This window comes from Microbacterium sp. AC026, assembly GCF_979258475.1.
In genome coordinates this window covers 2988254-3001045 of record NZ_OZ409857.1, presented here as the reverse complement: position 1 = coordinate 3001045, position 12792 = coordinate 2988254, and the positions used below count along the sequence as shown (strand labels likewise).

At 68.9% G+C, this 12792-nt stretch carries 14 protein-coding genes and 1 pseudogene; 7 read left to right on the top strand and 8 right to left on the bottom strand.

Annotation, left to right across the window (positions count from 1 at the left end):
* Positions 1–22: 22 nt before the first annotated feature.
* The 4 genes from ACZZ93_RS15085 to ACZZ93_RS15070 are packed head-to-tail and all read right to left on the bottom strand — an operon-like array spanning position 23 to position 2422.
* Complete coding sequence (locus ACZZ93_RS15085) at positions 23–1000, bottom strand: 1,4-dihydroxy-2-naphthoate polyprenyltransferase (RefSeq protein ID WP_053097558.1); 978 nt, start codon at positions 998–1000, stop codon at positions 23–25.
* Positions 1001–1044: 44 nt separating this feature from the next.
* Positions 1045–1689, bottom strand: coding sequence for a dihydrofolate reductase family protein (locus ACZZ93_RS15080; protein ID WP_463511471.1), 645 nt, complete (start codon positions 1687–1689; stop codon positions 1045–1047).
* 56 nt (positions 1690–1745) lie between these two features.
* Entirely contained in the window at positions 1746–2036 is a 291-nt protein-coding gene (locus tag ACZZ93_RS15075) for a DUF4287 domain-containing protein (protein WP_463511470.1), read from the bottom strand.
* Between the two features lie 23 nt (positions 2037–2059).
* Positions 2060–2422: a cupin domain-containing protein gene (locus tag ACZZ93_RS15070; protein WP_463511469.1), complete on the bottom strand. Its 363-nt coding sequence runs from the start codon at positions 2420–2422 to the stop codon at positions 2060–2062.
* A 45-nt stretch (positions 2423–2467) separates the two neighbouring features.
* Between ACZZ93_RS15070 and ACZZ93_RS15065 the strand changes: the two genes are divergently transcribed.
* The gene (locus tag ACZZ93_RS15065; RefSeq protein WP_463511468.1) at positions 2468–2923 is read left to right on the top strand and encodes a hypothetical protein; all 456 of its coding nucleotides are present in this window, start codon (positions 2468–2470) and stop codon (positions 2921–2923) included.
* Positions 2920–3510 (top strand): ArsR/SmtB family transcription factor, encoded by a 591-nt coding sequence (locus ACZZ93_RS15060; protein ID WP_463511467.1) that lies wholly within the window; start codon positions 2920–2922, stop codon positions 3508–3510. The genes ACZZ93_RS15065 and ACZZ93_RS15060 overlap by 4 nt, the downstream gene beginning before the upstream one ends.
* Before the next feature lie 16 nt (positions 3511–3526).
* On the opposite strand, the gene ACZZ93_RS15055 is transcribed toward ACZZ93_RS15060, so the two are convergent.
* Positions 3527–3991 carry an Lrp/AsnC family transcriptional regulator gene (locus tag ACZZ93_RS15055; protein WP_053097561.1) on the bottom strand — a complete coding sequence of 155 codons (465 nt, stop codon included), beginning with the start codon at positions 3989–3991 and terminating at the stop codon, positions 3527–3529.
* A gap of 72 nt (positions 3992–4063) precedes the next feature.
* Between ACZZ93_RS15055 and ACZZ93_RS15050 the strand changes: the two genes are divergently transcribed.
* Complete coding sequence (locus tag ACZZ93_RS15050) at positions 4064–5503, top strand: DUF6421 family protein (RefSeq protein ID WP_463511466.1); 1440 nt, start codon at positions 4064–4066, stop codon at positions 5501–5503.
* A gap of 410 nt (positions 5504–5913) precedes the next feature.
* The gene (locus ACZZ93_RS15045; RefSeq protein WP_463511465.1) at positions 5914–6255 is read left to right on the top strand and encodes a Rossmann-fold NAD(P)-binding domain-containing protein; all 342 of its coding nucleotides are present in this window, start codon (positions 5914–5916) and stop codon (positions 6253–6255) included.
* Positions 6256–6306: 51 nt separating this feature from the next.
* Here the strand turns inward: ACZZ93_RS15045 and ACZZ93_RS15040 are convergent.
* Positions 6307–7844 (bottom strand): annotated as a pseudogene (locus tag ACZZ93_RS15040) (MFS transporter).
* 92 nt (positions 7845–7936) lie between these two features.
* Between ACZZ93_RS15040 and ACZZ93_RS15035 the strand changes: the two are divergent.
* Complete coding sequence (locus ACZZ93_RS15035; protein WP_053097565.1) at positions 7937–9004, top strand: threonine aldolase family protein; 1068 nt, start codon at positions 7937–7939, stop codon at positions 9002–9004.
* Positions 9005–9028: 24 nt separating this feature from the next.
* Here ACZZ93_RS15035 and ACZZ93_RS15030 read toward each other — a convergent pair whose 3' ends face one another.
* On the bottom strand, positions 9029–9628 hold the full coding sequence (locus ACZZ93_RS15030) for a DUF4916 domain-containing protein (RefSeq protein WP_053097566.1): 600 nt from the start codon (positions 9626–9628) through the stop codon (positions 9029–9031).
* 113 nt (positions 9629–9741) lie between these two features.
* On the opposite strand from ACZZ93_RS15030, the gene ACZZ93_RS15025 reads away from it, so the two are divergent.
* Together ACZZ93_RS15025 and ACZZ93_RS15020 are read left to right on the top strand one after the other, a co-directional pair.
* Positions 9742–10398, top strand: a complete 657-nt coding sequence (locus tag ACZZ93_RS15025; RefSeq protein WP_463511464.1) for an alpha/beta hydrolase — start codon at positions 9742–9744, stop codon at positions 10396–10398.
* A 258-nt stretch (positions 10399–10656) separates the two neighbouring features.
* Complete coding sequence (locus ACZZ93_RS15020; protein ID WP_463511463.1) at positions 10657–12354, top strand: ABC-F family ATP-binding cassette domain-containing protein; 1698 nt, start codon at positions 10657–10659, stop codon at positions 12352–12354.
* Positions 12355–12356: 2 nt separating this feature from the next.
* Here ACZZ93_RS15020 and ACZZ93_RS15015 read toward each other — a convergent pair whose 3' ends face one another.
* Positions 12357–12767 (bottom strand): DUF6157 family protein, encoded by a 411-nt coding sequence (locus ACZZ93_RS15015; RefSeq protein WP_463511462.1) that lies wholly within the window; start codon positions 12765–12767, stop codon positions 12357–12359.
* Positions 12768–12792 lie beyond the last annotated feature (25 nt).

Here is a 12792-nt window from a genome sequence, read left to right as displayed (position 1 = left end):
GCCAGCCGGTTCGATCTGCGGCTCAGCCGGCGAGGGCCCAGAAGAACGCACCGGCATAGAGCAGTGCGGTCAGCGATGTCAGCGCCAGGGCCGTGACGAGCTCCTTCGCCTGACGATAGGTCCAGACGATCAGGATGGCCGGGAGCCCGGCGAGCAGCGCGAGCAGCCCGATCCACGCGATCGGGTACAGCAGCGCGATGAACGCGAGGATGCCGAAGGGCACGATCACGAACAGCGTGAAGAGCACCTGGGTCGCGCGCTTGCCGATCAGCACCGTCAGCGTGCGCTTGCCGACCAGGCGATCCTGATCGATGTCGCGCAGGTTGTTGGCGAGCAGCACGGCGCAGGCGAAGAGGCCCGCCGCGATCGCCCCGAGCCATGCCTGCTGGGGCAGTTCGAACGCCTGCACCCACGTCGTGCCGAGCGTCGCGACGAGGCCGAAGAAGATGAAGACGAACACCTCGCCGAGAGCGTTGTACCCGTAGGGCCTCTTGCCGCCGGTGTAGAACCACGCGGCGATGATGCACGCGGCGCCGATGGCCAGCATCCACCACTGCTCGGTGCGGACCACGATCGCGACCCCGACCGCCGCAGCGAGTGCGAAGAAGACCAACGCGGCGACGAGCACGGTGCGGGGCTTCACCCGACCGGATGCCGTCAGGCGGGCCGGGCCGACGCGCACGGCATCGGTGCCCCGGATGCCGTCGCTGTAGTCGTTCGCGAAGTTGACGCCGACCTGCAGCAGCACGGCGACCGCGAGGCACGCGAGCGCGATAACCCAGTGGAACTCCGGACCGGTGCTGCGTGCGGCGCCGGTGCCGATGACGACGGGGGCGACGGCGAGCGGCAGAGTGCGCAGCCGTGCGGCGCCGATCCAGTCGCGGACTGTGACGGGCCCGGCGTCGATGGCGGTCTGGGTCGCCGGATTGCCGCTCGCCCGCTTCGCGGGATTGCCGCTCACACGGGGCTGATTCTTCTTGCGCTTCGAGGATGCTGCCACGCAGGGAATCCTACTGGGGGCGCCGATGGACGCCCCTCTGCGCCTCAGTCTCGGCGGAAGCTCAGATGGATGACACCGCTCTCGGCCACCTCGGAACGCAGCTCGTAGTCGTTCTCGATGCCGCGCAGTCCGTCCCAGATGCGCTGCCCGCTTCCGATCACGAGCGGGTTGACCGCAAGGTGCAGCCGGTCGACCAGGCCCCTGCGCAGGAACTGCCGCACGACGTCGATGCCGCCGCCGACGCGCACGTCCCGGTCGCCGGCCACCGCTGCAGCCCGGGCGAGCGCCTCCTCCGGGGTCGTCTCGAGGAAGTGGAAGACGGTCCCGTTGGCGAACTCGATCGGCTCGCGCCGTGCATGCGTGAGCACGAAGACCGGCACCTCGAACGGCGGCTCGTCGCCCCACCATCCGCGCCACTCGATGTCATCGGGGTTCTGGTGCAGACCGAACATCCCGGCACCCATGATCTCGGCGCCGACGCCCTCGAAGTACTCCTGGGCGTATCTCTCGTCGACGCCGGTCGTGCCGGCACCCGACGTGTCGCCGAGCACGCGGCTGCGGAACGTCCGCGTCGCGGTGTACGCCGCGACCAGACGCGACCAGTCCTCGCCGAACGGATTCTCGGGTGATTGGTCGGTGGTCGTCGCGAATCCGTCGAGGGAGACGTTGAGATCGACGCGGACTGCCATACGGGCTCCTCGGTGCGGTGTTCTGGGTGTTCTCGGTCGTGCGGTGGCGGGCGGGATCAGCCGTCGGGGTTGGTGTCCTTGCCGTCGAGCCAGAGCGTGTCGGACGCATCGCCGTGCGCGCCGCCCTTGCCGACGTGCTTGTCGCTGATCTTCGGCCCCTTGAGGATCACGTGGACCATCGCCTGGGCATGCCCGTGCCCGAGACCGTAGTCCTGCTTGAGCCAGTTGAGGACGACGGTGGACTTGGTCGTCTCGTCGAAGCCCTGCCCCTTCGCCAGTTCGATGAACTGCCGCGGGGTGAGGCCGGTCTGCGTCTCGACCTTGTCGAGGTATGCCTGGAAGGACATGGGTGCTCCTGGTGTGTCGTGGGTCAGTCCTCGGAGAGGAAGGTCTGGATGATCGTGGCGGACGCATGGATGCCGATGAGGCGCAGCGTTCCGCGACCGATGTTCGTGAAGGAGTGTGGCACGGAGGCCGGGCCCGTGGCCGTGTCACCGGCGGAGGCGACGATCGTGTCCGCGCCCACCGTGATGCGCGCCGTGCCTTCGAGCACCACCCACGTCTCGGGGTAGGGATGCCAGTGCAGCCCGGGCCCGTCGCCGGGCTGATTCTCGACGTAGAAGTAGGAGATGGCCGCACCGTGATCCGCGCCGACGAAGCGTCGGCTGTTCCCGGTTCCGATGCGGATGTCCGCTGCGGCGACGGCTGCGAGAGCAGATGACGTGGTGTTCATGAGCCCAGTCTCGACAGGCCGTGATGAACGACCTAGAGTTTCGATGTGGATCGAAACTCTGTCGTCGCAGGTGCCGGCACGCCACGCGAGGGCGTCGAGCATCCCGACCACCGCGTGGAGTTCCTTCTGAGCCCCGGAGACATCCAGGCGGTGCGGTTCGGCATATCCCCCGGGCATGAGCTCGCCCACGCCGTGCGCGTGCTGCTGCGGCCGGCCCAGCATCCCCTGCAGTGGGGATGGCTGCGCGCCGTGCGCGATCGGCTGCCTCGCGAGAGCTTCCGCCTGCTCGCCGTCGTCGTCGGCGATGACGGCTATCTTCCCGACTTCTTCACGACCGCCCCCGCATGGGACATGACACCGGAGACCGAGCTGTCGGCGCTGCGCAGCGCACCCTCGATCCACTGCGCGTCGACCTCGGCAAGATGGTCATCCGCTCGACCGGCGCTCGCCGACGCGCACTGCGCGACATGCAGCAGCAGCCCGAACGAGCGCGGGCGATGATCGCAGACGCCTGGTCGGAGATGTGGGATGCCGCACTGGCGCCGGTCTGGCCGCAGCTGGATCGGCTGCTGCGAGCCGACATCGCGGTCCGATCGCGAGTGATCGCCACGTCGGGGATCAGAGAGATGGCCGGGGGCCTCCACCCGAAAGTGACCTGGGGCGACGGAGCCGTGCGCGTCTCGCTGCGCCGCCACAGCGAGGTCGTCGACTGCCACGGGAGCGGGCTGGTGCTCGTTCCGTCGGTGATGTCGACATGGGGGTGCATGGTGCTCACCGAGCCGCCGGCGCAACCCACGCTGTTCTACCCGGCGCGCGGGGTGACCGCCGGCTGGTCGAGGGACGCCGCCGAGATCTCCGGGGCGCTGGGCGCCCTCCTCGGCCCCGCTCGCGCCGGCATCCTCCTGGGAGCCAGCACGTCCCGCACGACCTCGCAGGTCGCTCAGGACGCGGGAATCGCGGTGTCGACCGCATCCCACCACCTCACCGTGCTGCGCGACGCAGGACTGATCTCGAGCGAGCGCGACGGCGCGAGGATGCTGCATCTGCGCACGCCCCTCGGCGAGGCGATGGTCGGCGCCGCCCTGTGAGCACCGCGCGTCCGCGCTATGCGGATGCGTCCGGCGCGACCGAGATGATCGGCCGGTGCTCGTAGTAGGTCTGCAGCACGACCGTGGTGCGGGTGCTCACGTTCGCGGCCAGCCGGATGTCGCGCACGAGCTCTTCCAGCGCGCGGGGCGAGGCGACCCGCACGAACAGCATGTAGCTGGCGTCTCCCGCGATCGAGTGGCACGCCTCGATCGCGTCGAGGTGCTCGAGAAGCTCGGGGGCGTTGTCGGGCTGCGCCGGGTCGAGCGGCGTGATCTCGATGAAGGCGGACAGGGGCGTGCCGACGAGTTCGGGGTCGAGGATCGCGCGGTAGCCGGTGATGATCCCGCGCGTCTCGAGGCGACGCAGACGTGATTGCACGGCCGACACGGAGAGGCCGACAGCATCGGACAACTGGGACAGTGTCGCACGGCCGTCTCGTGAGATCTCGGCCAGGATCGCGCGGTCGACAGAGTCATCCATAGATGTAATATTATCGTCAGGATTCCGTATATGCCGGAATCTTTCCGTCAAACTCTCCGATCGGAGGTCCCGATGTCCATCATTTCTGCCCACAGCACCGCTGTTCAGGCCATCGTCGGCGAACCCGAGGTCGTCGAGGACGCATCGATCGCCGAGCAGAGCGTCGCCTGGGCTCAGCTCAAGGACGCCGCGATCGCGATCCGCGAGATGCAGATCAAGGACGGATCGATCCCGGATGCCGCGCACCACGCCGCGGCGCGCGACCTCGTCGCCGCGATCACCGCCGGCATCCGCGCACTCGCTCCCGCCTTCCCGCACGACGCCGAGTACCTCGCCGCTTCCGTCGTCGACTTCGACCGCTGGGTCTCGGAGGGCTTCGGCGTGCCGGACTTCCTCGACTCGCTCCTGGCGTTCCAGCCGCAGCAGCACCGCGTCGACGGCATCCGCCACCTGGTCGTCTTCCCGATGTACACGCAGAACGGATCGAACGACCGACTCGTCGAGGCGCTGATCGTCGAGACGATCTGGCCCGAGTTCATCGCCGCCCTCGAGGCCGGCGACTACGGCAACAAGCTGTTCGTCTCGCTGCGTCTGGTCGACTTCACGCCCGGCTACGACACCAACTCGGCCGTGCTGTTCCCCGAGACCGTCGCGATGCGCGAGATCCCCTCGTTCACATGGGGCGCGATCTTCCAGGACCGCGAGGCCGCACGCTACCGCCGGGTCACCCGCGCCGCTGCCGCGATCACCAACCTCGACCTGCCTGAACGCGCGAGCGCGATGCTCGACGATCAGCAGGTGGCTGAGAAGACCTTCGTCATGTGGGACATCATCCACGACCGCACCCACATGCGCGGCGACCTGCCCTTCGACCCGTTCATGATCAAGCAGCGGATGCCGTTCTTCCTCTACTCGCTCGAGGAGATGCGCTGCGACATGACGGCGTTCCGCGAGTCGGTGAACATCGAGCGCACCCTCGCGGCCCGCATCGCCGCGGGTGAGGAGCTCACCGAGACCGAGCAGGAGATGCACGACTACGCGCACCTCGTGCAGTACGCGGTGATCTTCGACCGGATCTTCCGCTTCTCGATCACCGGCACCCGCACGCGCAACTACGACGCCGTCGGCGGACAGCTGCTGTTCGCCTGGCTGCACCAGCGCGGCGTGCTGCACTGGACCGACACGGCGCTCACCTTCGACTGGGACAACGTGCCGGATGCCGTCGTGGCTCTGGGCGACGCGATCGACGACCTGTACTGGCACTCGATCGACCGCCCGAAGGTCGCGCACTGGCTCGCCGCGTACGACCTCGTGCGCGGCACGCTCACGCCGCACCCGGCATCGCAGTGGGCCCGCGGGTTGTCGGACGAGATCCTCGCCGGCGCGCCGAAGGGTTACACGGATGCCGTGATGGACGACGAGTTCCCGCTGTCGATGTTCTTCGAGACCCTCGACAAGAAGATGAAGGCGGTCATCGAGTCGACCGTCGGCATCCGGGGCACCGACGACTGACTCGAATCGCGCATTTCTGGGGTCCGATCGTGTGGTGCGACCGGACGCAGCGTCTGCGGCCATTCCTGCCCGGGGTGGCCGCAGAACTGTTTCTTCTTGAGAGTTGAGCACATGAGCGTCACCGACCGCACGATCCTCCTCGCCGGAGCCACCAGCCCGTCTGGCCTCGCCCTGGCGCGAGCACTCGTCGACGCCGGGGCGCGCGTCGTCGCCACCGGCCGATCTTCAGAACGGCTGCACGCGCTCGACGCACTCGGCGCACAGGTCGAGGTGGCCGACGCGACCTCGCTGGCGTCGATGACGGAACTCGCTTCCCGCCTGCAGGCGATCGACGCCGTGATCCCGCTGGTCGGCGGCTGGCGCGGCGGAGGGGCCTCGCCGGGCAGACCGACGACGACCTGCACGCGCTTATGCCCGCGTTCGATGCGGTGCGCGCCACCAGCCGCGCCTTCGACTCCCTGCTGCGCGCCTCTGACGCCGGACGTTTCGCGATCGTCTCGTCGACAGCGGTCGGTCGCCCTCTGGCGGGAGGCGCGAACTACGCCGCCGTCAAGGCCGCGAGCGAGGCGTGGACGCGCGCGGTGGCGCAGGGCTTCGCGAAGGCAGCGCGGGATGCCGTCGAGCCCCTGCGCGCGGCATCGGTCGTCTTCCGCGCCAAGGCACTGGACCCGGACTCGCTCGCGCCGCAGGTGCTCACGCTGTGGGATGCGGACGCCGCCGATCTCAACGACCAGATCATCACGCTCGACTGAACGCCGCACCCCGTTCCGCTGCCGACGCGTTCGGCTGGTGACGCCGTTCCGCTAGCGGCGCGCCTCCGGCACCTCAGGAGGGAGCCCTCGGAGCGGCGGCGGAGCATCCGCGACGCGCGCATCGACGCTGCGGTCGTCGGCGGAATCCGCTCGGCCGTCGGCCACCGCGTCCGCGTTCCTCTCGGCGCCGGCGCCCGTGCCGCCGCCCGTGTTCTCGCCTGCATCGTCGGGTGCGCCGTCGCCGTCGGATTCGCCGTCGCCGTCGCCGGGATTCTGCTCCGGCGCGTTCGCGTAGAGCTCGGTGAGCTTGCGATACGACTTCGTGAAGAAGGCCAGCGTCGCGGCGATCACCATGATGATGCCCGCGAACAGGCAGATCAGGGCGATGCCCCGAGCCTTACCCTCACCGAGCAGCCACTCCCACTGCTGCTGCCCCTCGGGCGTCCTCATGTACGGGATGATCAGGAACTCCGCGATCGGCGCGATGAGGAATGCCGTGATCGGAGCGGCTGCGGCCTCCATCGCCGCGGCGACGCCGAACACACGCCCCTGCCTGTCGTAGCGGACGACCTTCTGGATGATCGTCTGCTCGGCCGCCTCGACGGGCGGCACGAGGGCCATGTAGATCCACATGCCGACGACGTAGAGCGGCCACCATTCGCGCAGCATGAACACCGACCCCAGGATGCCCATCGCGATCACGACGAGGAGCAGGGTGCGCATGGGTTTCGCCCCGAGGCCGAACTTCGCCACGAGCCCGCCGCCGATCAGGAACCCGGTCGACGCGAACGCCAGCGCGAAGCCCCACATCTGCGCGTCGAAGAGCGTGAGACCGTACGGATCCATCAGCGCCATGTACACGCCGCCGATGAGGTTGTTGAACGTCGAGAAGATGATCAGCGCGAACAGTCCGGGGGCCAGCCGGATCGCCGCCACACTGCCGCGGAAGTCGAGGGCGCTCTTCGCATCGGGGTCTGGCTGCGGCGCCCCTCGGGGATGCGGATGAAGAGCAGGTGCACGAAGGTCAGCACCATCGCGCCGATCGCGATCGCGAGCGTCCACCCCATGCCCAGGAAGCCGATGGACAGCCCGGAGAAGACGCTGGTCACGAGGAAGGCCAGACCCTGCACCGTGCCGACCAGGCCGTTGGCGTTGGCCCGTCGATCTTCGGGGACGAGCAGCGTGACGGTCGTCGAGAGCGCGATGTTGCGGAGCTGCTCGATCACCCCGCCGAACAGGATGATCGCCGAGAACAGCCAGAACCACGGACCGCCGAGGTCGAGCAGCGCCGCCTCCGGCTGCCAGACGTAGAGAACGCCGGCGATCAGGAAGGCGACCGCCGAGATGACGCTCGAGAGCAGCATCACCGTGTGTTTGCGATTGCGATCGACGATGGTGCCGAAGATCATCGCGAAGAAGGCGATGAACAGCATGTACGCGCCGCCGATGACGCCGGTCGCGAGCACGGACTGCGTCTCGATGTAGACCCAGAAGGTCAGCGCGAACCACAGAAAGCTCGTCGTCACGTTCGCGATGAGCGTGTTGACGAGGACGTTCGCGAAGGCGGTCTTCGCAGCGTTGCGCTCCATGAATTAGAGGGTAGGCGGGGCCTCGGACATTCGCTAGAGCGGTATGCCGGCCGGGGGACGCCGGGCTCGGCATCCGCCCGTAGGCTTGTGCGGTGACTATTCAGCATGACCCCGCGGTCCGGGGCTTCGCCAGCGACAACTATTCCGGCGTCCACCCCGAGGTCCTCGCGGCCATCGCAGCGGCGAACGGCGGCCACCAGGTCGCGTACGGCGAGGACGCCTACACCGCACGTCTGCAAGAGGTGTTCCGCGCCCACTTCGGCGAGGGCGTCCAGGCGTTCCCGGTGTTCAACGGCACGGGTGCGAACGTCACCGGCCTGCAGTCGATGCTGCCCCGCTGGGGAGCCGTCATCGCGGCATCCTCCGCGCACATCAACGTCGACGAGGGCGGAGCGCCCGAGAAGATCGGCGGATTCAAGATCCTCGCCGTCCCGACCGACGACGGCAAGCTCACGCCCGAGCTCGTCGACCGCGAGGCCTGGGGCTGGGGCGACGAGCACCGCGCGCAGCCGCTCGTGGTCTCGATCACGCAGTCGACCGAGCTCGGCACCCTCTACTCCGTCGACGAGATCCGGGCTCTCGCCGATCACGCGCACGAACGCGGCATGACCCTGCACCTCGACGGCGCGCGCATCTCGAACGCGGCCGCAGCCCTCGACGTGCCGCTGCGCGCGTTCACCCGCGACGCCGGCGTCGACGTGCTCAGCTTCGGCGGCACGAAGAACGGCGCCATGCTCGGCGAGGCCATCGTGGTGCTGAACCCCGAGGCATCGAACGGACTGCAGTACTCCCGCAAGTTCAACATGCAGCTGTCGTCGAAGATGCGCTTCGTCTCCGCCCAGCTCATCGCGCTGCTCGAAGGAGACCTGTGGCTGCGCAACGCCCAGCACGCGAACGCCATGGCGCAGCGGCTGCGCGGGGCGATCGAGGCCGGCATCGCGGCCGGTGAGATCACCGGCGTCTCGTTCACGCAGCCGACCCAGGCGAACGGCGTGTTCGCGCAGCTGCCCGATGGCATCGCCGACCAGCTGCGCGAGAAGTTCCGCTTCTACGACTGGGATGCCGCGCGCAACGAGGTGCGGTGGATGTGCGGCTTCGACACCGAGGAGTCCGACGTCGACGAGTTCGTCGCAGAGCTCGCGCGCCTCACGACACGCTGAGCTGAGCGGAACTGAGCGGAGCGGCTAGCGCAGCAGACCGAGGTTCGCGAGCGCCAGGCGGATGAGGGTGCCTCGCCCGCCCTCCATCTCGGCGGCGACGGCGTCCGATGCCGCGGCCTCGGGCGAGAACCAGGTGACCTCGAGTGCATCCTGGCGCGGCTCGCACGTGCCGGTGACCGGCACCACGAACGCGAGCGAGACGGCATGCTGACGGTCATCGTGGTAGGCGCTGACCCCCGGGATCGGGAAGTACTCGGCGACCGTGAAGGGCAGCGGCTGCGGCGGCAGCAGCGGGAACGCCATCGGGCCCAGATCGTTCTCGACATGGCGGAACAGCGCATCGCGGATCGTCTCGCCGAACCGCACTCGCCCCGAGACGATGGTGCGCGTCATCTCGCCCATGGGCGTCGAACGCAGCAGGATGCCGATCTCGGTCACCTGCCCGGAGCCATCGGTCCTCACCGGGATCGCCTCGACGTAGAGCATGGGCAGATGGCGTCTCGCCTCCGCCAGCTCGAAGTCGCTCAACCACCCCGGGTTGGAGTCACGCGAGGGCTGTGCGGCGCCGAAGCCCTCCATGCCGTCGTCGGGCTCGGGGTCGGGATCAGGTGTGCGGACGGCCATGTCTCCTTTCTACCAGCAGCGCCCTCCGGCGAACACCGACTTGAGGCCACGACCGGCATACGATCCGATGATCGTCTCCTGCGGGTGTCGGACGGCGCTGGCAGGATGGGACCGTGAGCGAAGAACTGATGATCGACGGGCTCCTCACGCGCTGGTCGACGGAAGATCGCGCGGGGATGCCGCTGCTGGTGCTGCTGCACGGATACGGCGCCGACGAGCACGACCTGTTCGGTCTCGTCCCTTACCTGCCGGACGGCATCGTGGTCGCGTCCGTCGCCGCCCCGCTCGCTCCCCCGTGGCCGATGCCCGGGCGCTCGTGGTACGCCATCGAGGGTCTCGACGGCCGCAGCTCGGCATCCGTCACCGTCGCGGCAGAGGCGTTCCTGCGCTGGCTCGACGATGTCAGGGCCGACGCCCCTGCCGTGGCCCTTCTCGGGTTCTCGCAGGGTGCCGCCGTCGCCCTGCAGGCCATGCGACTCGCGCCCGGGAGCATCGACACCGTGGTGGCCCTCAGCGGTTACGCCGCGCCCGGCGAGCTGCCGGGCGACGAGGCGCTGACCGAGGCGCGACCGCACGTCTTCTGGGGCCGAGGCACGAACGACCAGGTGATCCCCCAGGCGCTGGTCGCGCACACCGCCGAGTGGCTTCCGGCGCACTCCGAGTTGTCCGGACGCGTCTACACCGGGCTCACGCACAGCATCTCGGAGGAGGAGCTCCGAGACGTGCGCGCGTTCCTCACGAAGTGGTTGGAGCGCGCCGTCGAGGCGTGACCGCCCCCGCACGCAGCCGCGACACGCCCGGGGTTGCGAAACTCCGACACGCCCGGGTATCGTCGTTGAGTCCTGTCCGCCGTGTCTGGAAGTCCTTTGATCTGATCCGTCGCCTCCGCGCTCATCTTTCCGCGCGCTGACCCGACGATCGCCGACTCCACGGCAGACCACCGCCCGCTGTCCTTCGACAGCGACCCGCTCAGACGGGCCCATCGGGCGACCGGTGTCAGTGCACCCTCGCACCGGACAGGAGACACCATGTCAGTCCCCACTCTTCATTCATCGGTCACCCTCGATCGACTCACCTTCACCTGGCCCGACGGCACGTCAGCGCTCGACTCGGTCTCCGGATCATTCGGCTCCGGTCGCACCGGCCTCGTCGGTCGCAACGGCGCCGGCAAGTCCACGCTGCTGCGGCTGATGGCGGGCGAGCTGACCCCGACGGCCGGGCACCTCACCACCACCGGCGAGGTCGCCTACCTGCCGCAGCAGCTCACACTCGACGTCGACCGCCGGGTCGCCGATCTTCTCGGAGTGGCTCCCGCCCTCGATGCCGTCCGTGCGATCGGCGCGGGCGACGTCGATCAGGTGCACTTCGACACGGTCGGCGACGAGTGGGACATCGAAGCGCGCGCCGAGATGTCCCTGGCAGACGCCGGGCTCGCCCCCGAGTTCCTCGACCGGAGGGTCGGCGAGCTGTCGGGTGGTGAGGCCGTGCTGGTCGCGATCGCCGGCATCCGTCTCCGGCGCGCGCCGATCACCCTGCTCGACGAACCGACCAACAATCTCGACCGCGACGCCCGCGCGAGACTCGCGGCGATGGTCCGCTCGTGGAAGGGCACACTCATCGTTGTCAGCCACGACCTGTCGCTGCTCGAACTGATGGACGACACCGCCGAGCTCTACGCCCAGACGCTGAGCGTGTTCGGCGGGCCGTACTCCGAATGGCGCGCCTGGTTGGACGCCGAGCAGGATGCCGCGAGGCAGGCGGAGGTGACGGCGAAACAGGAGTTCCGCAAGGAGAAGCGCCAGCGCATCGAGGCCGAGGTCAAGCTCGCCCACCGAGCGCGCACCGCCAAGAAGGCCGAGATCGAGAAGCGCGTGCCGAAGATCGTGGCCCACGGGCGCAAGATGGCGGCCGAGGTGTCGGCGGGCAGGCTGCGCACGGAGGTCGGGGCGAAGGAGGATGCCGCCCGCACCGCGCTCGACGAGGCGGGGCGGCGCCTGAGGTCCGACGCGTCGATGAAGATCGAGCTGCCGGATCCACAGGTGTCACGCAGTCGTCGCATCGCGACGATCGGCGACGGCGAGAGGTCGTGGATCATCCAGGGCCCCGACCGGGTCGCGCTGATCGGGCGCAACGGCGCCGGAAAGACCACGCTGCTCGAACGGCTCGTGGCCGACGTCGGCCACGACTCCGTGGCCGACGTCGGCCACGACTCCGGAGAAGCGCTGCCGCTCGACGCGGACCGGCCCGATCCGTCAGGTGACGACGCGGATCTCCGGAGCTCCGGAGCGCTCCTCGTCGCGACAGCTCTCACCGACCGGATCGGCTACCTGCCGCAGCGCGTCGACGGGCTCGACGAGAACCGGTCGGTATTCGAGAACATCGCGGATGCCGCACCGCAGGTGCCCGAGAAGGAGCTGCGCAATCGCCTCGCACGGTTCCTCATCCGAGGGGCCACCGCGGAGCGACCTGTCGCCGCTCTGTCAGGCGGGGAGCGGTTCCGCGTGGCTCTGGCGAAACTGCTGCTCTCGGACCCCGCACCCCACCTCGTTGTGCTGGACGAGCCGACGAACAACCTCGACATCGACACGGTCGATCAGCTGGTCGAGGCGCTCCGGGCATACCGCGGGGCGGTGCTGGTCGTGAGTCATGACGATGCGTTCCTCGCGCGTCTCGACCTGGGACTCACGCTCGAGATCGACGTCGACGGCTCACTGACCGCGAGGTGAGCTCACGCCCGTCGGCTCCGCATCGCCCGGGTATGGGCGATCGCGGGGTCGGCGGCGAGCAGGGTGTAGTCCTCGGATTCTCGAGGGACGAGCGCGACCCGCCCCTCGGCGTCGTGGGCGATCCCCCACCCGTAGCGTTTTCCCAGCGGTGATGAGCGCAGGCAGGGCTGCCCCTTCGAGAAGAACGCCTCGCGTGCGGCGGCGTCGTCGGGGTCGATCCCGGCACGCAGCGCATGCGTGGTGAAGATCACGTCGTCGGAGGTGCGCGCATACGGCTCCTGCGCGATCAGTCGATAGTGCAGTGCGGCGATCGTGGGCCTCTCACCCGTCGGCGGCTCTTCGGCGTGGTCGACGGGACAGTCTTCTGCGACCTCGATGAACGTGCTCGCGTAGTTCGTGGTGTGCGTCGCCATGCCTACAGCATGCCCGCACCCTCGG